The sequence below is a fragment of the Flavobacterium kochi genome (assembly GCF_048286715.1).
Classification (GTDB): domain Bacteria; phylum Bacteroidota; class Bacteroidia; order Flavobacteriales; family Flavobacteriaceae; genus Flavobacterium.
On record NZ_JBLVPW010000024.1, the window covers coordinates 25,381 to 46,470 of the forward strand.

10 protein-coding genes and 5 pseudogenes are annotated in these 21,090 nt (G+C 34.7%); all 15 read left to right on the plus strand.

What is annotated here, in order from left to right:
* The first annotated feature begins 2 nt into the window (after positions 1-2).
* The 15 genes and pseudogenes from ACNQGH_RS17875 (at position 3) to ACNQGH_RS17945 (ending at position 21,089) form a co-directional block, all read left to right on the plus strand.
* Positions 3-3,230, plus strand: a pseudogene (locus tag ACNQGH_RS17875) (efflux RND transporter permease subunit).
* Positions 3,217-4,473, plus strand: a complete 1,257-nt coding sequence (locus ACNQGH_RS17880) for a TolC family protein (RefSeq protein ID WP_417957375.1) — start codon at positions 3,217-3,219, stop codon at positions 4,471-4,473. Before ACNQGH_RS17875 ends, ACNQGH_RS17880 begins: the two are co-directional and overlap by 14 nt.
* A gap of 134 nt (positions 4,474-4,607) precedes the next feature.
* Positions 4,608-5,147, plus strand: a pseudogene (locus tag ACNQGH_RS21910) (heavy metal-binding domain-containing protein); the annotation flags it as partial.
* Between the two features lie 387 nt (positions 5,148-5,534).
* A pseudogene (locus ACNQGH_RS21915) lies at positions 5,535-5,729 on the plus strand (efflux RND transporter periplasmic adaptor subunit); the annotation flags it as partial.
* A complete protein-coding gene (locus ACNQGH_RS17895; protein ID WP_417957376.1) occupies positions 5,726-6,940 on the plus strand; it encodes an efflux RND transporter periplasmic adaptor subunit in 1,215 nt (404 codons plus the stop codon). The pseudogene ACNQGH_RS21915 and the gene ACNQGH_RS17895, both read left to right, overlap by 4 nt.
* A 267-nt stretch (positions 6,941-7,207) precedes the next feature.
* A complete protein-coding gene (locus ACNQGH_RS17900; protein ID WP_417957377.1) occupies positions 7,208-7,747 on the plus strand; it encodes an AAA family ATPase in 540 nt (179 codons plus the stop codon).
* Entirely contained in the window at positions 7,744-10,281 is a 2,538-nt protein-coding gene (locus ACNQGH_RS17905) for a heavy metal translocating P-type ATPase (protein ID WP_417957378.1), read from the plus strand. Before ACNQGH_RS17900 ends, ACNQGH_RS17905 begins: the two co-directional genes overlap by 4 nt.
* 34 nt (positions 10,282-10,315) lie before the next feature.
* Complete coding sequence (locus ACNQGH_RS17910) at positions 10,316-11,560, plus strand: hypothetical protein (RefSeq protein WP_417957379.1); 1,245 nt, start codon at positions 10,316-10,318, stop codon at positions 11,558-11,560.
* A gap of 2 nt (positions 11,561-11,562) precedes the next feature.
* Positions 11,563-11,892, plus strand: a pseudogene (locus ACNQGH_RS17915) (MerC domain-containing protein); the annotation flags it as partial.
* 51 nt (positions 11,893-11,943) lie between these two features.
* Entirely contained in the window at positions 11,944-12,162 is a 219-nt protein-coding gene (locus ACNQGH_RS17920) for a GDCCVxC domain-containing (seleno)protein (RefSeq protein WP_417957392.1), read from the plus strand.
* 94 nt (positions 12,163-12,256) lie between these two features.
* Positions 12,257-14,929, plus strand: coding sequence for a multicopper oxidase domain-containing protein (locus ACNQGH_RS17925; RefSeq protein WP_417957380.1), 2,673 nt, complete (start codon positions 12,257-12,259; stop codon positions 14,927-14,929).
* Positions 14,930-15,113: 184 nt separating this feature from the next.
* Positions 15,114-15,533, plus strand: a complete 420-nt coding sequence (locus tag ACNQGH_RS17930) for a hypothetical protein (RefSeq protein ID WP_417957381.1) — start codon at positions 15,114-15,116, stop codon at positions 15,531-15,533.
* A 37-nt stretch (positions 15,534-15,570) separates the two neighbouring features.
* Positions 15,571-15,663 (plus strand): annotated as a pseudogene (locus ACNQGH_RS17935) (heavy metal-binding domain-containing protein); the annotation flags it as partial.
* A complete protein-coding gene (locus ACNQGH_RS17940; protein WP_417957382.1) occupies positions 15,663-16,106 on the plus strand; it encodes a universal stress protein in 444 nt (147 codons plus the stop codon). The pseudogene ACNQGH_RS17935 and the gene ACNQGH_RS17940, both read left to right, overlap by 1 nt.
* A gap of 642 nt (positions 16,107-16,748) precedes the next feature.
* Positions 16,749-21,089: a CusA/CzcA family heavy metal efflux RND transporter gene (locus ACNQGH_RS17945; RefSeq protein WP_417957383.1), complete on the plus strand. Its 4,341-nt coding sequence runs from the start codon at positions 16,749-16,751 to the stop codon at positions 21,087-21,089.
* The last annotated feature ends 1 nt before the right edge of the window (position 21,090 follow it).

Below are 21,090 nucleotides of genomic sequence, written 5' to 3' on the forward strand. Positions count from 1 at the left end.
TAATGGTAGAAAAATTAATAACATTCTCACTACGAAATCGATTTGTAGTCTTGCTTGTTTCGGCCTGTTTATTTGGCTGGGGTATTTATAGCGTGCAACAAAACCCTATAGATGCCATTCCGGATTTGTCCGAAAATCAAGTCATTGTTTTTACAGAATGGATGGGAAGAAGCCCGCAGGTTATAGAAGCACAAGTAACCTATCCTTTGGTCTCTAACCTGCAAGGAATACCAAAAATTAAAAACATACGTGGGGCATCTATGTTTGGGATGAGTTTCGTGTATATTGTTTTTGAGGATGATGTTGATATCTATTGGGCTAGAACCCGGGTTTTAGAAAGGTTAAATTATGCACAACGATTGTTGCCACAAAATGTTGTCCCAACATTAGGGCCAGATGGCACAGGTGTTGGTCACGTTTTTTGGTATCATTTGAATGCTAATGGTATGGACTTGGGAGAGCAAAGAGCTTTACAAGATTGGTATGTAAAATTTGCATTGCAAACCGTTCCCGGTGTGGCAGAAGTGGCTTCCTTTGGAGGTTTTGAAAAACAATATCAATTGGTTTTAGACCCTTTAAAAATGCAGTACTACAACGTAAGCATGATGGAAGTGATGAATGCCGTGAAGGCCAATAATAATGATGTTGGTGGTCGGAAATTTGAAATGAGCGATATGGCCTATATTGTTAGAGGATTGGGCTACATAAAAAACATAAAAGATGTAGAAGACATTGCCATTAAAAACTACAATTCCGTTCCTATAAAGGTAAAAGACATTGGTTCGATACAAATGGGGGGCGATTTGAGATTAGGGATTTTTGATGAAAATGGTACTGGCGAAGTGGTGGGCGGAATTGTAGTGATGCGTTATGGAGAAAATGCTGATAAAGTAATCACAGCGGTAAAAGAAAAAATGAAAGAAGTCGAAAAAGGATTACCCGAAGGCGTTACTTTTAAAACTTCTTATGACAGAAGCGAATTGATTGAAAAAGCTATCGCATCGGTTAAAGGAACTTTAATCGAAGAAATGATTGCCGTTTCTATAATAATTCTTCTTTTTCTTTTTCATTGGCGAAGTGCCTTGATCATTTTGATCCAAATACCAATATCCGTTGCGGTTGCATTTATCTTCCTACAAGCTTTTGGAATATCTTCCAATATTATGTCACTGACGGGTATTGCGCTGGCAATAGGTGTTATTGTTGATGACGGAATTGTGATGGTAGAGAATGCTTATAGGACAATTTCGGAGAAACAAGAAGAAATGGATAACAACAAATAATTTGTAGCGATGAGGAATTTTTTTAAAAAAATAGTCAAAAAACAACACGATCCATTATCTTCTGAAGAAAAATTGCAGCTAATTGAATCCTCTTCTAAATTAGTTGGACCGGGTGTTTTCTATTCAACCGTAATTATAATTACCTCTTTTTTACCAGTCTTTCTCCTTACAGGCATGGAGGGAAAACTCTTTAGCCCATTGGCGTGGACAAAATCGTTAATACTTATTGTTGATGCGTTTTTTGCGATCACACTTACGCCTGTACTAATTAGTTTTTTACTTAAAGGCAGACTTCGAGTGGAAGAAAAAAATCCAATTAATAGAAAACTGGAAAGCATCTATACTCCTATTCTAACACTATGTTTAAAATGGCGAAAAACAGTATTGGGCATAAATATAATTGCTTTGCTGATTGGTGTATTGATGTTTACTCGTCTAGGCTCCGAATTTATGCCACCATTGGATGAAGGCTCCATATTGTTCATGCCTGTAACCTTGCCTGATGTTTCCAATTCTGAAGTAAAAAGGATTTTGCAGATTCAGGACAAGCTGATAAAATCGATACCCGAAGTGGCTCACGTTTTGGGAAAAGCCGGACGCGCTAATACAGCAACCGACAACAGCCCGATAAGCATGATTGAAACGATTGTTTTACTAAAACCCCAACAAGAATGGAGAGAAGGCAAAACAAAAAATGATGTTGTTAATGAAATAAACAACAAACTGCAAATTCCTGGTGTAACTAATGGCTTCACACAACCCATCATCAATCGCATCAACATGCTTTCGACAGGTATCAGAACCGATGTTGGAATTAAAATTTACGGAGCAAGTTTAGATACAATAAACGCGTTATCCCAAAAAATAAAAAAAGCACTCGAAGGCACAGCCGGAGTAAAAGATTTATATTCCGAACCCATAACCGGAGGAAAATACATTGACATAGAAGCAAAACGTGAAGTAATTGGTAGATACGGCCTTTCAATTGACGATATCAATACTGTTGTTGAAGCGGCTATTGGAGGAATGAAACTCACCACAACTATCGAAGGAAGACAACGTTTTTCGGTAAATGCAAGGTATGCACAAGAATATCGAAACAGCTTGGAAGCCTTGAAAAAACTGCAAGTCCAAACGATGCAATTTGGACCAATTCCGTTAGAAACGGTTGCGAATGTAAAAATAAGTGATGGTCCGCCCATGATAAACAGTGAAAATGCAATGCTTCGTGGCAGCGTATTGTTTAATGTTCGGGAGCGTGATTTAGGAAGCACAGTGAAAGAAGCTCAGAAAAAACTGAATGCGATGATGACTAAAATGCCAAAAGGGTATTATATAGAATGGAGCGGACAATGGGAAAACCAAATTAGAGCCAACAAAACTTTAAGTATGATTTTGCCTATAGTAGTTATCATTATTTTTCTTGTTTTATACTTTACGTATCGTTCCATGAAAGAAGCTCTGATAACTATGATAACGGTGCCGTTTGCTTTAATTGGAGGTATTTTTATGGTCTATTTTTATGGTATTAATTTATCGGTAGCCGTTGCCGTTGGTTTTATTGCACTGTTTGGTTTGGCTGTAGAAACGGCTATGCTAATAACCATTTATTTAAATGAGGCGATGAACAAAATGGTAGCAAAACATGGGAACAGTGCAGCAACAATTACAGAAGATATTTTGAGAGAATATATTATTGATGGTTCAGCCAAAAGATTGCGACCAAAACTAATGACTGTTTCCGTTTCATTATTTGGATTAATACCTATTCTTTGGGCAACTGGGACGGGTGCTGATGTGATGCTTCCTATCACGGTTCCTCTCATTGGTGGTACAATCACCTCGACTATTTATGTATTATTAGTAACACCGGTTGTTTTCGAAATGTCAAAACTTCGTGAATTAAGAACAAAAGGTAAAATAGATCTTATCGATGCAAAACATTAAATATTATTTCGTTGTAAGTTGTTTGATTTTATGCACTACTAATGTATTTGCACAAACACTTTCGTTGGATACCGTTTTGACTACTATCAAAACGAATAATCCACAGTTAAAAATGTACGATGCTGATATACAAAGTATGGATGCAGCGGCAAAAGGTGCAAAAAGCTGGATGCCGCCACAAGTAAATTCAGGTTTCTTTATGACTCCTTATAATACCAAATTATGGAAAGCTGGTGATAATAGCCTTGGTATGGGTTTTTATACATTAGGTATCACACAAATGATACCTAATCCATCAAAACTAAAGGCTGATTACAACTATATGAATGCGATGTCTTCAGTAGAGAAAGAAAACAAAAACTATACGATTAATCAACTAAATGCTTTAGCAAAAACGAATTATTACCAATGGCAGATACTGAATAAAAAAAGGCAACTTGCTAACGATAATTTATTATTACTGGACTATATGATCAAAAGTATGGGAATTCGCTACCAATACAATATGGATAAATTGTCCACCTACTACAAAGCAAAATCGCAATATAGCACATTACAAAGCATGATAGTAATGCTACAAAATGATATTTCTCAAAAACGAATTATGCTCAATACCTTGATGGCTAGAGATAGTAATATCCCATTTGAAATAGATACCACCTATCAAATAAAAGTTTTCGATTTGATAAAATTACATACAGTATCACATATAGAAAATCGTAGTGATGTCAAGGCTATTGAACAAACAATGGCGGTAAATCAATTGAAAATAGAAGCCGAAAAAGCAAAACTATTACCAGAATTTGGAATTAATTACGAACATATGTTTGCTTTTGGGCAACAACCACAACAATTCACTTTAATGCTTATGGTTACTATTCCCATTGCTCCCTGGGCTTCAAAAATGAGTAAGGCAAATGTCAACAGCTTTAAAATAAAAAATGAAAGCCTTAATTGGCAAAAACAAATGGTTTTGAATGAAGCTCACGGAATGGTTTCAGGAATGAATACCGAACTTACCAATCTCAAGGCGCAATACGATATTGCTGAAAAGAGTATTATTCCAGCTTTGCGAAAAAATTATGATACTGCAATACTTGCCTGGCAAAATAACACCGGTGATTTGTTTGTTGTTCTGGATGCTTGGGAAGCATTAAATATGGCTCAAATGGACACTTTAGACAAGTTACAGGCTATTTTGATTGCACAAGTTGAAATTGAAAAACATTTAGAAATCAAATAATTATGAACAGATATTTAAAATATAGTTTAGTAGTTACAACAATTTCAATTATTGGATTGGTACTATATTTATTTGCAATGAAGTCAAATAAACCGGTAGATAATCAGCCGCAAAAAGAATTGTACACCTGCCCCATGCATCCGCAAATTATCCGGGATAAACCCGGTAATTGCCCAATTTGCGGAATGGCATTGGTAAAAAAAACGATCCAAAATCATGTTGTGGAAAGCAACTTAATTGAAAACCTTTTAAAGCCAACCAATAATTTTATAGTGGGTAATTACCAAACCACAACCCCGAAAGACACCACCATCAGTAGTGAAATATACTTACCTGGTCTAGTCATCTATGACCCAAATTCGTCTGTTAACATTGCGGCAAGAATAAGTGGCAGAATAGAAAAAATGTATGTAAACTATAAGTACCAAAGAGTAGCTAAAGGACAAAAGCTTTTTGATTTGTATAGCCCGGAATTACTGACTGAACAGCAAAATTTTATCTATTTGATTTCCAATGATTCCGATAATAGGTCTATTATTAAAGCCTCAAAGCAAAAATTATTACTCTATGGAATGACTGTTAATCAAATAAATTCACTGGCTTCAGCCAAAAGGGCAAACCCAGTGATTTCTATTTATAGCCCTGCCTACGGAATTATTCAGGCAACGGAAAATAGGACCGGAAATGCAAATATAACGATGCAAAACGCTACTGCAACTACAGAATTTTTAACTATTAAAGAAGGGGACTATATAAAAAAAGGGGAGATTGTTTTTAAATTAGTGAATACCGATAAAGTATGGGGTGTTTTTAATGTCTTGCAAGGATACAACAACCTAATCAAAACAAATCAATCTATTGCTATCACATCAGAGTTAGACGAAAACGAATTTATTACTGCTAAAGTTAATTTTATAGAAACACAGTTGAGTCCAACTGATAAATCCAATAGAATTAGAGTTTATTTAAACAACAACATACTGAAATTACCCATTGGTACCCGATTACAAGGCATATTGAAAACAAATCCGATAAAAGCCATTTGGTTACAAAAACAAGCATTAGTGAGTATTGGTAATAAAAAAATAGTTTTTATAAAAAGGGATAATGGCTTTAAAGCAACAGCAATAAAAACAGGAATTGAAATCAATGATTTCATTCAAATTATAGAGGGCATTTCTGTTGAAGATACTATAGCCAAAAATGCCGAATATTTAATCGATAGCGAAAGCTTTATTAAAACGCAATTGCCATGAAAGCATTTAAAAAAACAGGGCTTCTATTTTTACTATTTACTATGTTTATAGCTTGTACTACTAAAAACAAGGAGGATCATAGCAAGCGCCAAACAAAAGAAAATATTTTCTACACTTGCTCTATGGATCCGCAGGTAAAGGAAGACAAACCGGGTAAATGTCCCATTTGTCATATGCCTTTAACCCCAATAAAGAGCAACGATACGGAAGCTAATGAAATAAGCCTGAGTAGGCAACAAATACAATTGGGAAACATAACCACACAAACCATTGCACAAACTCAAAGTAATTTAGAACAGGCTTATACAGGGGTTTTGACTGTTAATCAGGAAAAAATTAAAACTATTTCCGCAAGAGCAATGGGACGGATTGAAAAATTATATTTCAAAACCACAGGGGATTACATTAAGAAAAACGACCCCGTTTATTTATTATATAGTGAAGAAATTGCGATAGCCAAACAAGATTATTTTACAGCTTACAAACAACTTGCCATGCCCGGTGATTTTGGTAAAAATGCAAAAAGTATGCTTAATGCAGCCAAACAAAAATTAATGTTCTTTGGTTTATCTAACGCCCAAATTGAAGCTCTAAAAACAACTAATGAAGTTTCGCCTTACACCACTTTCTATAGCACCTATAGTGGTTATATTTCTGAAATATTAACCACTGAAGGCAGTTATATGATGGAAGGTTCCGCTATCATTAAATTAGCGGATTTAAATAGTCTCTGGCTTGAAACACAAGTAAATGTAAACTACGCAAAAAACGTGCGCCTTGGACAAAACGCAAAAGTTTCATTTATCGATTTTCCTGAAAAAACAGTATATGCGAAAGTTTCATTTATCAATCCTGAAATAAATCCAGATACCAGACTGCTTTTAATTCGGATAGAAATACCCAATCCGAATTTGTTATTAAAACCCGGAATGCAGGCCATGGCAAAACTGACTCAATCTAATATAAAAGGGATGTTCATACCTACTGATGCTGTTATAAGAGAAGAAAATGCTTCTTACATCTGGATTGAGAAAAGACCAGGGGTATTTGAAAGCCTAATGGTAGAAACAGGAGCGGAAACCAATGGAATGATCGAAATTAAATCAGAAATGGATATAAACAAAAAAGTTGTCATCACTGGAGCCTATGCTATAAACAGTGAATATAAATTCCGCAAAGGAAGTGACCCCATGGAGGGAATGAAAATGTAAAATAAAAACCCAAAATAAATGACGCATACCTATAACATTACTGAGATGTCTTGCGATGGCTGCGGTTCTAAAATCATAAAAAACGTAATGAAATTGTGGCGGTAATTACTTTAAATCCACCCTTAGCCGCTATACAATGTAAAAAAATAGTACAGTTTTCGTCATGTAAAAATCATTGACAAAGCTTGGAAACTATAACAAATAAATAGTGAATTAAAACTAATACGAATAAAGCACATTCTACTTGCAATTTTAAAAGTGACGAAAATGGATAATCAAAAAGCAGATACCAATTGGTATGTTATTACAGGCGGACCCAGTACAGGTAAAACAACAGTAATTGATATATTATCTAAAAGGGGCTATAAAACAACTATTGAGCACGCTAGGCATTATATTGATAGCATGAGGGAAGAAGGTAAAAGTCTAGAAGAAATAAGAGAAAACAAAAGAAAATTTCAATTAGCTGTGCTAGATATGCAAATTAAACAAGAAGCACAATTATCACCTATTGAAACTGTTTTTCTCGACAGAGCTATTCCTGATGCAATGGCTTACTATCAATTTTTAAATCTTGATTTTGACGAAAAATTACTTAATGCCATTAAGAAGGTATCTTATAAAAAGATTTTTATACTAGACCGATTACCATTTACAAAAGACTATGCAAGAACTGAAGACGAAGAAGCACAAAAAACCATTCATAGATTAATTATCGAGGTTTATAATTCATTATGTTTCCCAGTCATTTTTGTTCCATTATTAACACCAAATGAAAGAGTAAATTTTATTTTAAAAAATAGATGACACATACCTATAAAATTACCGGAATGACTTGCGATAGCTGTCGTTCTAAAGTGGAAAAAACATTAAATGCAATTGAAGGAATTCAAGCAAAGGTTACTTTGGATCCTCCAATTGCAACAATAACAATGGAAAAACACATTCCACTGGATCAATTGCGAGAGGCATTAACAACCGTTGGAAAGTACACTATAGAAATGAGTAACGCTAACGATACAACTCACAAAACGGTCAATGAGCCAATAACAAAATCGTGTTGCAGTAATAAAACTAGTGATAACAAGGATACAATACCTTCACTAAGTAATGCTCAAGGCAAATACTATTGTCCGATGCATTGTGAAGGAGACAAGGTTTACGATAAGCCTGGGAGTTGTCCGGTATGCGGAATGAATTTAGAAAAAGTTCATGAATTGAGTACAGTTAAAAAATTATACTCCTGTCCGATGCACCCGGAGGTAATCAAAGAAGAACCTGGCTCCTGCCCAATTTGCGGAATGGATTTAGTACCAATGGAACCTACAGATAGTGAGGAAAACAAGGTTTACAATGATTTGCTTAAGAAAATGAAAGTAGCAACAGCCTTTACAATTCCTGTTTTCGCAATAGCTACTATAGAAATGATGTCCAATAATCCGTTAGAAAAGATAATGGACATTTCATACTGGAATTGGGTGCAATTGATATTGACGCTTCCCGTGGTTTTTTATGCGTGTGGGATGTTCTTTGTTCGTGCTTGGAAATCGATCATTACCTGGAATCTCAACATGTTTACGCTGATAGGAATTGGTACTGGAGTAGCTTTCTTGTTTAGTTTGGTTGGAATGTTTTTTCCTGATATTTTCCCTGAAGAATTTAAAACCGAAAGCGGTACAGTGTTACTTTATTTTGAAGCAACAACGGTCATATTAACCTTGGTTTTGTTAGGCCAATTATTAGAAGCAAGAGCACACAGTCAAACCAGTGGAGCGATAAAAGAATTATTGAAATTAGCACCCACCGAAGCTACTTTGGTTATCGAAGGAGGTGACAAAGTAATCTCGATTCACGACATCAAAAAAGGAGATCTATTGCGTGTCAAACCAGGAGATAAAATTCCCGTTGATGGAAAAATTACTGCTGGAGAAAGTACTATTGATGAATCTATGATTTCAGGAGAGCCTATTCCTGTTGATAAAAAGATTGATGATTCAGTTATAGCGGGAACGATCAACGGAAACAAATCATTCGTTATGATCGCCGAGAAAGTAGGTTCGGAAACCTTGCTTTCGCAAATTGTTAAGATGGTAAATGATGCGAGTCGTTCAAAAGCACCCATTCAAAAACTCGCGGATAGCATTGCGAAATATTTTGTTCCAATTGTAGTCGTTATTTCTGCCATAACCTTTTTTGTTTGGGCCAAATTTGGACCGGAACCTGCCTTGGTCTATGGTTTTATCAATGCAATTGCTGTATTAATAATTGCCTGTCCTTGTGCTTTGGGATTAGCCACACCAATGTCGGTAATGGTCGGCGTAGGCAAAGGCGCACAATCTGGTGTGCTGATAAAAAATGCAGAAGCATTAGAGAATATGAATAAAGTAAATGTTCTGATAACCGATAAAACAGGTACCATTACCGAAGGAAAACCTTCTGTTGAAAAAGTATTTTCAATGCAAAATGACGAAAATTCTTTATTGCAAAACATCGCTTCCTTAAATCAGTACAGTGAACATCCTTTGGCGCAAGCCGTAGTCAATTTTGCGAAAACTAAAAATATTTCATTAATTGAAGCAAAGGATTTTGAAGCTATTGCCGGTAAAGGAGTTATTGGAACCGTATCCAATAAAAAAGTGGCACTCGGAAATAAAAAACTAATGGAACAAGTGAACGCCACAGTTTCTGATGACTTGGAAAATAAAATTATCGCCGAACAAAAACTTGGAAAAACCGTTTCCTATATTGCTGTAGATGGAGTTGCAATTGGTTTTGTTGCCATTGCAGACAAGATAAAAGAAACAAGCAAAGAAGCAATAAAAGAACTGATACGCCAGGGTGTTGAAGTAATAATGATAACGGGCGACAATGAAAACACCGCAAAAGCCGTTGCCGCCGAACTCGGCCTCAGTTCATTCACCGCGGGAGCTCTCCCCGAAGACAAACTAAATGAAATAAAACGCCTCCAATCCCTCGGCAAAACTGTCGCGATGGCAGGAGACGGTATCAACGATGCCCCTGCATTAGCACAGTCAGATATAGGAATTGCCATGGGAACCGGAACTGACGTGGCTATAGAAAGTGCTAAAATAACTTTAGTAAAAGGCGATTTACAAGGTATTGTGAAAGCCAAAAATTTGAGCCACGCAGTAATGAGTAACATTAAACAAAATTTGTTTTTTGCCTTTTTCTATAATGTACTGGGAATTCCAATTGCTGCAGGGGTTTTGTATCCGTTTTTTGGAGTTTTGCTTTCGCCAATGATAGCAGCTTTGGCAATGAGTTTTAGTTCAGTATCCGTAATTGTAAGTGCGTTAAGATTAAGAAGTTTGAAACTTTAGAAAATAAGAATAGAAATTTATATAATGAATTAAAATGAATAACCTTACTCAAATCATTCAACAATACAAAACCGATACCGAAAGTGTTTACAGTACTTGGTTTGTCGATAATGACCAACGATTAAAAGCATTTCGAACCATTCGTAGAGGTGTTTTACAAGTCATTGACGATATAAAAAACAAAACTTTTCCGAACGATTTTAAAGAAAGTAGCTTAGAATTTGTGTTGAGTTGTATTGCCGAACAAAAACAAATATTTGTTGGAGTTGCACATCCTTTTTATTGGAAACCAAAATTAAGAATTCCTGATATTTACGAAAATCAAAATAATAAAATCGCTTTTGGACAATTTCTCGAAAACTGCATCAATGCAAAAACTGAAGAACAAGTTGTAAAAGAAATTGTAAAATTGGATGAAATAAAAATAAAAGGTTTAGGTCCGGCGGTAGCGAGTATTTTATATTTTTTACATCCTACTTGGTTTCCGCCATTCAATACGGCAATTCTCAACGGATTTAATTTTCTATTCAAAGACAAAAAGAAGTTAGGGAGTTGGACAGAATATCTGAAAATCCGAGAAACATTAATAGAAACCAACAGCAAACATAAATCTGAATTATCAAATGATTTAGGAGCGATTGCAGGTTTATGCTTTGAAATTGGAACCCAAAAAATGTTAATTGGTAATGATGAATATTTAAGCGAAGACGAACGTACTCGATTTGAAAAGAATATTTTAAAACGACAAAAAGAAATTCAGGAAGAAAAATTAGCAGAAAATCTTCATAACGAAATGCAATACCATTTGCTTAAAATTGGAGTTTCATTAGGTTATGATGTTACACCAGCTAGTAATGACAAAAGCAAAGCATTCAATGGTCAAAGTTTTTCGTTTATATCAATTAGTAAATTTCCAGAATTACCAACAGATAAAGACACCCAAAATACGATTAAACTCATTGATGTGCTTTGGTTTAAGAAAGGAACAAACAGTATCATCGGTGCATTTGAAGTCGAAAAAAGCACCAGTATTTATTCCGGCATATTACGCCTTTCCGATTTATATTTTAGTATTTCCAACGGCGAAGAGGTATTTTATATCATCATTCCGGACAGTCGCGAAAAAGATGTAATTCAACAACTAAATAGACCCGTCATAAAAAATTCAAAAATGAATATCAAGTACATTCTGTTTTCAGAATTGCGAAGTCAATGTGATGCGATTTGCAAATTTGGCTCAGACTATTCAATAATGGAAAAAATTGCAAAATCAATTTAAAAATGAGACTAATAAATAACATCGACCAATTAGGTACAGGCAGTCTGTTCTTTACAGCACTATTTTCGCCTTGTTGTTTTCCTCTTTTTGCATTCGGAGCATCAACATTTCGATTTGGTAGTTTTGAGTTGTTTGGTGGGTGGACAATGTGGATATTTCTGGTAATGGTTTTAATTTCTATTATAGGATTAATCATTTCTTATCGCAAACATCGTAGTGTTTATCCTTTATTGATAGCGGTACCATCGGTTTTATTAATTTATTACGGATACTATTTTAACAGCAACCCTTATTTTATTTATATAGGTATGTTTGGATTGTTGATAGCAACAGGAGTAAATTATTATAGAAATAAATTGTACAATACTTGTAACACTTGTGTAATCTACAACGGTAAGGAAGTGGAACTAAAATCAACTTTGACTTGTCCCAATTGTGGACATAAAAAAGACGAAAAAATGCCTTCAGATGCTTGCCAATTCTTTTATGAATGCGAGAATTGTAAGGTCATATTAAAACCAAAACAAGGTGATTGTTGTGTTTATTGCAGTTATGGAACTGTAAAATGTCCGTCAATACAGACGGGTGAAAGTTGTTGCTAATACTATTTAATGAGATTGGTCAAATAAAAACAAAGCTTAAAGAATTATATAAATAATACAATAAGAATTCGTAAATCAATTTAAAATCAAAAAAATGAAAAGAATAATATTATTAACATTCATTTTCGCTATTTATTCCTTTGCACAAGCACAGGATATGAAAGGGATGGATATGAAGAAAAAAGAAAATACTCAAAAGGTGCAGCCAGCAACATACACCTGCGTGACGCATCCCGAAATTCATGCTGATAAGCCAGGGAAATGCCCTAAATGTGGAATGACATTAATAAAGGAAAAAACGAAAGCGATTAAGAAAGCGGTAGTCAAAAAGCAGGATGAAATGCAAATGCACATGAAAGAAATTTCTAAAAAGAAGGACAGGATGGACAATATGAAAACTGATACTAATGACACACATCAAAATCATGATATGAGCAATATGGATGTGCCAAAAGCAAACCTAGAGCCCATAAAAACAATTGTAAACAACACACCGCCAAGAACAGTTCGATACGATTTATATGTGCGAGACACCATCGTAAATTTCACAGGTAAACCCAAAAGAGCCATCGCCGTAAATGGACACATACCTATGCCTACACTCACGTTTACGGAAGGCGACACCGCTGAAATTTATGTGCACAATGAATTGGACGAAGAAACATCGTTGCATTGGCACGGTCTAATGTTACCCAACCGATACGATGGCGTACCCAATCTTACACAAATGCCCATAAAGCCACACACTACGCATTTGTATACCTTTCCAATTATTCAACACGGAACCCATTGGTACCATAGTCATACAGGATTGCAGGAACAAATTGGCATGTATGGTTCTTTTGTAATGAATAAAAAAACAGATGACCCCACTTTCAGAAAAGGAATTGATGATTTGCCAACCGTTCCGTTGGTTTTAAGTGAGTGGACTGATATGAACCCCAATAATGTACATCGAATGCTGCATAATGCTTCCGATTGGTTTGCTATTAAAAAGGGAACAACCCAAAGTTATGCGGAAGCCATAAGAAGCGGCTATTTTAAAACCAAACTCAAAAACGAATGGAAAAGAATGAACGCAATGGATGTGAGTGATGTCTTTTACGATAAATTTTTAATAAACGGAAAAAACGAAAGTCAACTTGCACAATTTAAAGCAGGTGATAAAGTCCGTTTACGAACTGCAAACGGTGGCGCATCAACCAATTTCTGGTTGACATATTATGGTGGCAAAATTACCGTTGTGGCAAACGATGGAAACGACGTAGAACCTGTTGAAGTAGACAGGTTACTAATTGCTGTTTCTGAAACTTATGATGTTGTGGTCACTATACCAGCGGACAAAACAGCATATGAATTTCTTGCCACACCAGAAGATCGCACAAAATCGGCATCATTATATGTAGGTACAGGCATTAAACAGTTACTATCCCCTTTGCCAAAACTAAAATATTTTGAAGGAATGAAAATGATGAACGACATGATGAAAATGAACGGAGATCTTGACGATATGGGAATGCAGATGAGCCTCAACCAAATGGATATGAATGTAGTTATGTATCCGGAAATAACAGGTGAGCTAAAGAAAAATGGAGACGATAATATGCGGGGTATGAATATGGAGGGAGATAAAGTGGATGGAATGAAGATGAAAGACAAGGAGAAAGGCAAGGAGAAAAAAGAGAGTATGAATATGGGCGACCATAAAATGCACGGTATGGGCAATCAATATGATTCCAATGCACTTTCTGATATTACTACATTAAATTATGCCATGCTCAAATCGCCAACAAAAACCAATCTTCCGAAAGAGGCACCGATAAAAGAATTAAAATTTGAACTCACAGGAAATATGAATCGTTATGTTTGGAGTTTAGACAACAAAGTAGTTTCAGAAGCCGATAAAATTTTAATAAAAAAAGGCGAAAATGTGCGTATCGTTATACACAACAATTCTATGATGCGACACCCAATGCATTTGCACGGACATGATTTTAGAGTAATCAATGGACAAGGTGATTACGCACCACTAAAAAACATCATTGATATAATGCCAATGGAAACCGATACTTTAGAATTCAATGCAAATGCAAGTGGCGATTGGTTTTTTCATTGCCATATTTTGTACCACATGATGAGCGGAATGGGAAGAGTTTTCTCTTATGAAAATCAAACACCAAATCCCGAAATACCAAACCCTAAATTGGCACAACGCAAATTATTTGCAGACGATAGAAAATTTCATTTTATGGCCGAAAATGATTTTGCAACAAACGGAAACGATGGAGAAGCAATGTATCAAAATACACGTTGGAGCATAGGAACAGAATGGCGTCTGGGTTACAAAACTATGCACGGCTACGAAACCGAAACTCATATTGGGCGATATATCGACAAAATGCAATGGATTATGCCTTTTGTAGGTTTTGATTGGAGATATAGAAAAATGGGAATAGACGAGCAAGAAAGAAATCTATTTGGGCAAACAAATACCAAAGACAAAAGAGCTGTTTTTAGTGCAGGGGTTAATTATACTTTGCCAATGCTTATAATGGCACAAGTCGAAGTATTCACTGATGGAAATGTACGCTTACAGTTGGAACGAAAAGACATCCCAGTTTCTAAAAGATTACGAATGAGTTTAATGTGGAATACCGACAAAGAATATATGGCAGGCTTACGTTATATTATCAAAAGAAACTTTGGAATAACTACGCACTATGATAGTGATATGGGAATTGGTTTTGGTGCCACTTTGAATTACTAAAATTTTTTATTTAAGGTTAATGCTGAAGATGCTTGTTTTTACACCAAGCATCTTCTTTTTTTTGTTTAAATATATGAAAACGTGTTAATTATGTAACTACTATTTAAAATAACATGACGTTTTAATAAATTAGTTATGTTATCTTTATATTGTGAAAATTACTTCACAGCTAAATATTAAATAAATGAAAACCATTCAAAAATTTATTTTAAGTATTGCTTTTGTAACATTATTTGCGTGTCAATCTAAAACTGATGTAAATCAAATTCTTTCAAATTCAGATACAAAAAAGGCAATTATGGATACTATTGCCAACAATAGCGATATGTCTAAAGATATGATGCAAGCAATGATGAACAACAGTAAAGGAAAAATGATGATGACAAATCATGAAAATATGATGAAAATGATGAAGGATAACCCTGATATGATGAAAGGAATGATGACCGAAATGATGGAAGCATGTAAAACAGATACTACGATGATGTCTGGAATGTGTAGATCGATGATAGATAATCCTAAAATGATGGATATGATGAAAGATAAAAAAATGCAATCACACAAAATGACTGGAATGGATAAAAATATGGATATGTCTAAATAATACAAACGCATTAAAATATAAAAAAATGGAAACTCAAAAAACGTACACCTGCCCAATGCATCCTGAAGTTACTTCGGATAAACCCGGAAAATGTCCTAAATGCGGAATGAATTTAGTAGAGAAAAAAGAATGAAAATTCTACTAGCAACCGATGGTTCAAAATATAGTAAAACAGCAATTAATGAAATTGCCAACAGACTATTTCCGCCCAAAACCGAAGTGTGCATTCTTGCCGCCTATGAAATTACACCCATCGTAAACACTTTAGAACCAATGGGCGTTTCCCACGAATACTATGCACAATTTGATGAAAACGCATTTAAAAATGCAGAAAAAAATGCAAAAAGCGCAGCCGAAATTCTTGAAAATATAAATCCAAATCTGTTAGTAACCACAAAAGTAGTTGCAGGTTCACCAAAAAGCGTAATACTTGACGAAGCCGAAAAATTTAAAGCCGATTTGATAATAGTTGGTTCACACGGATATGGAGCAATCGAGCGTTTTGTTTTAGGTTCTGTTTCGCATGCAGTTGCATTACATGCAAAATGTTCTGTAGAAATTGTTCGTAAATAAAAAACTTAACAAGGGACAAACACATAGCAAGCCGTTTATATATACTGTTTTCCCCTTTCCGTTCAAATGCAGCATACTGCTTCATCTTTTATTTAATTATATAAATAAAAAAACTACTTTTACAATCTTGAAAAAATCAATTGCCATATCACTCCTATTTATTTTTTTGTGTACTAACACTGAAATGGGGCAATTGTTGAAACTACCCAACTTAATTCATCATTATATTGAACACGAAGAGAGCAATAACAGTATTTCTTTTGTTGATTTTTTGAATATACATTACAACAAAAACACAAATCATTCAGACAATAATAAACACGACCACCAAAACTTACCATTTAAAACAGTCTGTTGCCATTCGGTTAACACTATTATTGCTTTTGAAAATCAAACTTTTTTTTCGTTTAGAAAAATAATTTTAATTACTTCAAAAATTAAAATTCCCTTTTGTCAACAATTTTATTCTTCTTTTGCTTTTGCAAATATCTGGCAACCACCCAAATTATTTTAATGATTCTTTAATGTAGTATCAGTAATTAGAAATTTTATAAATTTTCCTAATTACTACATTATCATTTACTAACAGTATTTGCTTTTTGCAAACTGCTTTTGGTTATAATTTCATTAATCTTACTAATTATGTTAAATAAAATCATTGAGTTTTCAATCAAAAACAAACTCATTATTGGGCTTTTTATCTTTGCCCTTATCGGATATGGTAGCTATCAATTTACAAAACTACCCATAGATGCTGTACCAGACATTACGGATAATCAGGTTCAAGTAATCACTTCAGCACCATCACTTGGAGCAACGGATATTGAGCGCCTCATTACCTTTCCAATCGAACAAGCCAATAGTAATATTCCTGGACTGAAAGAAATTCGTAGTTTCTCTCGTTTTGGTTTATCAGTGGTTACCATTGTTTTTAATGATGCAACGGATGTGTATTGGGCAAGACAACAAGTAAACGAACGATTAAGCGCTGTTAAAGAGCAAATTCCCAAAGGTATTGGAGATCCATTTCTTGCACCAGTAACAACAGGACTAGGCGAAATTTATCAATATGCTGTTCGAACCAAACCCGGTTATGAAAAAAAATACGACGTAACTGAATTGAGAACTATTCAAGATTGGATTGTTCGACGTCAATTACTAAACGTTGAAGGAGTGGCGGAAGTAAGCAGTTTTGGTGGTAAATTGAAACAATTTGAAATTGCCATAGACCCCAATAAATTGCAATCGTATAATATTACAATTACGGATGTTTTTTCTGCTTTAGAAAAAAACAATCAAAATACGGGTGGTGCTTATATCGAAAAAGGGCCTAAAGTTTTATACATCCGAAGTGAAGGATTAATTAGTACTATCGAAAATATAAAAGACATTTCTATTAAAAACACTAATAGTGGTAGTCCTTTATTTATTCGTGATGTAGCTGATGTTCGCATTGGTAGTGCTATTCGATATGGCGCAATGACTTTTAATAAAAAAGGAGTGCAATCTGGTGAAGTTTCGGGTGCAGTAGTGATGATGTTAAAAGGTGCCAACAGCAATGTAGTTATCAAAAAAATCAAAGAGCGTATTGAGCAAATCCAAAAAACCTTACCTGAAGGCGTTATAGTAGAACCATTTTTAGACCGAACAAAAATGGTGAATAATTCCATTTCAACGGTAGAAAAAAATTTATTAGAAGGAGCATTAATAGTCCTCTTTGTTTTAATTTTCTTTTTAGGAAACATAAGAGCAGGATTAATTGTTGCCTCAGTTATTCCTTTAGCAATGTTAATAGCAGTCATATTGATGAATATGTTTGGTGTGAGCGGTAATTTAATGAGTTTAGGAGCATTAGATTTTGGATTGATTGTAGACGGTGCCGTTATTATTGTAGAAGCCTGTTTGTTTAGTTTACACAGCAGGAAAGCTTCTCAAATCTCACAGCAAGAAATGGACAACACCGTATTAAAAACGTCTATAAAAATGCGTAATGTATCCGTTTTTGGTGAGTTAATTATATTGATAGTATACATTCCCATTTTTACTTTGCGTGGTATTGAAGGAAAAATGTTTCTACCAATGGCACAAACTATTGCATTTGCATTATTTGGCGCTTTTATATTGTCACTGACTTATGTTCCAATGATGACCGCTTTATTTTTGAATAAAAATATATCCCACAAAAAAACTTTTTCAGATAGAATGATGGAAAAATTAGAAAATTTCTATCAACCCCTTCTGAACAAAGCATTAGGAATTCCTCGAACAATTATTGCTACAACTTTGGGTTTATTTGTTTTAGCGCTGATTACACTTTCGTTTATGGGTGGCGAATTTATGCCCTCATTGGAAGAAGGCGATTTTGCTGTAGAAACAAGGGTTTTACCGGGAAGTAATTTACAAACTTCAATGACAGCTATTTCCCAGGGTGCAAAAATACTAATAGAAAAATTTCCCGAAGTGCAGAAAATTGTAGGCAAAACAGGAAGCAGCGAAGTACCAACTGATCCAATGCCAATTGATGCCAGCGATATGATGATTATTTTAAAGGAAAAAAGCAAATGGACTTCAGCCAAAACTTTTGACGAATTATCAGAAAAAATGGCAAAGGAATTGGAAGCCGTTCCAGGTGTTTCCTATGGTTTCCAATATCCGGTACAAATGCGTTTTAATGAATTAATGACTGGTGCAAGGCAAGATGTAGTCTGTAAAATATTTGGAGAAAATTTAGACACACTGGCTTTGTACGCCAATAAATTAGGTAAAATTGTAAATACAGTAGAGGGAACTTCCGACCTTTATGTAGAAACCGTTACCGGAATGCCTCAAGTAGTAATTGACTACAACAGAGCATCAATTGCACAATACGGATTGAACATTCAGGATATCAATCGAATAGTAAACACCGCATTTGCAGGACAAAGCACTGGGGTTGTTTACGAAGGTGAAAAACGATTTGATTTAGTCGTTCGTTTAACAAGTGAAAAACGTCAGGATTTGGCGGATGTTCAAAACTTATTAATACCAACATCCACTGGTTCACAAATTCCTTTATCTCAATTAGCAAAAGTAGAAATTACCGAAGGCCCAAATCAGATACAAAGGGAAGATGCCAAACGTAGAATTGTGGTTGGTTTTAATGTTCGAGGCCGTGATGTACAAAGTATTGTAAAAGAATTACAAGGCAAAGTTGAAACTCAAATTAAATTTCCTGCGGGTTACTATCCTACGTATGGCGGTGCTTTTGAAAACTTAAACGAAGCCAAAAACCGTTTGATGATTGCGGTTCCGGTTTCATTACTATTAATATTCATTTTACTTTATTTTGCATTCAATTCCGTAAAACAAGGGCTATTGATTTATTCCGCAATTCCACTTTCGGCAATTGGAGGCGTTTTCTTTTTAGCGATGCGGGGAATGCCGTTTAGCATCAGTGCCGGAGTTGGTTTTATTGCTTTATTTGGTGTAGCGGTTCTGAATGGATTGGTATTAATTGCAGAATTTAATAGCATTCGAAAATCAGGTGAAACCGATTTAAAAGCTATTGTTTTACAAGGAACTAGGATACGTTTGCGACCCGTTTTAATGACTGCATTCGTGGCATCATTAGGTTTTTTACCGATGGCGTTAAGCAACGGTTCAGGTGCAGAAGTTCAAAAACCATTGGCAACTGTGGTAATTGGCGGTCTATTGATTGCCACATTCTTGACCTTATTTGTTTTACCAATTTTATATATCATGTTTGAAAAAGGGATTAAATTAAAACCAAAAAAGATAAAATCAATTACAACAATCATGATATTGGGACTGTTTTTTTCTTTTCAAAGTGCAGATGCTCAGGAAAAAATTTCAATTGAGAAAGCCATTGAAACGGCTCTTTCAAATAATATCAAAATTAAAAATGAAAAACTAAATTCAGAGTACTTGCAAAAAATGACCAAAACAGGCTATGACATTTCCAACACGGGAATTATTGGCGAATACGGTCAGTTTAACAGCAATCTAAATGATGTTAAAATTGGTATTTCACAAAGCATAAAATTTCCAACCGTTTACAAAAGGCGGCAACAACTTTTAATAGAAGAAGCCAAAAAAGGGCAATGGAACGAAGCTTTGCAAAGAAAGGAATTGACCAGACAGGTTACAATCGTATTTTACGAAATGATGTATCTAAAAGAAAAGGAAAAATTGTTGCTAAAAAGCGATAGTATTTATTCCGAATTTTTAAGAAAAACAGCGCTTCGTTTTGACAAAGGCGAAAGTAATATATTAGAAAAGGCAACCGCTGAAAACCAATCTGGACAAATAAAAATTCAACTTCTGGAATTACAAAGTGATTATAAAATAATGCAATCGCAATTCAAGTATTTACTTAATACTGATAAAGACTTTATCCCTGTTTCAGATAAATTCAAAATGGATTTTACCGAAAATTCAAATAAAAGTGCTATTGGCAATCAACCCAGTATAAAATTATTTGAGCAAGAAGTAAATAGCAGCAAAGCGGAAATTTCACTTGAAAAATCTAAAAAATTACCAGAATTAATTGGTGGTGTTTATTACCAGACTTTCAAAACAAACATTGCATTTCAAGACAGTTATAATGGTGTTTACGGACAATTTGGAGTGGCAATTCCGTTATTCAATACAGCAATAAATAACAGGAAAAAGGCTTTGGAGATAAACACCCAAATTGCCGAAAATAATTTAAATAATGAAAAACTAAAACTGGAAATCAAGAATCAGGAATTAGTCCAAGAATATAAAAAACACAAAGAAACTATTGCCTATTTTGAAAGTCAGGCCTTGAAAAATGTTGATTTGGTAACTAAAGCTGCTAATGATAAATTTATCAATGGAGACATCAATTATCTGGAATGGGTAATGCTTATTAATCAAAGTACAGAAATTCAAAATAATTACATTGAAGCCGTTAGAAAATTGAATATAAGTGTTGTTGAACTTAATTTCCTATCTAATTGAT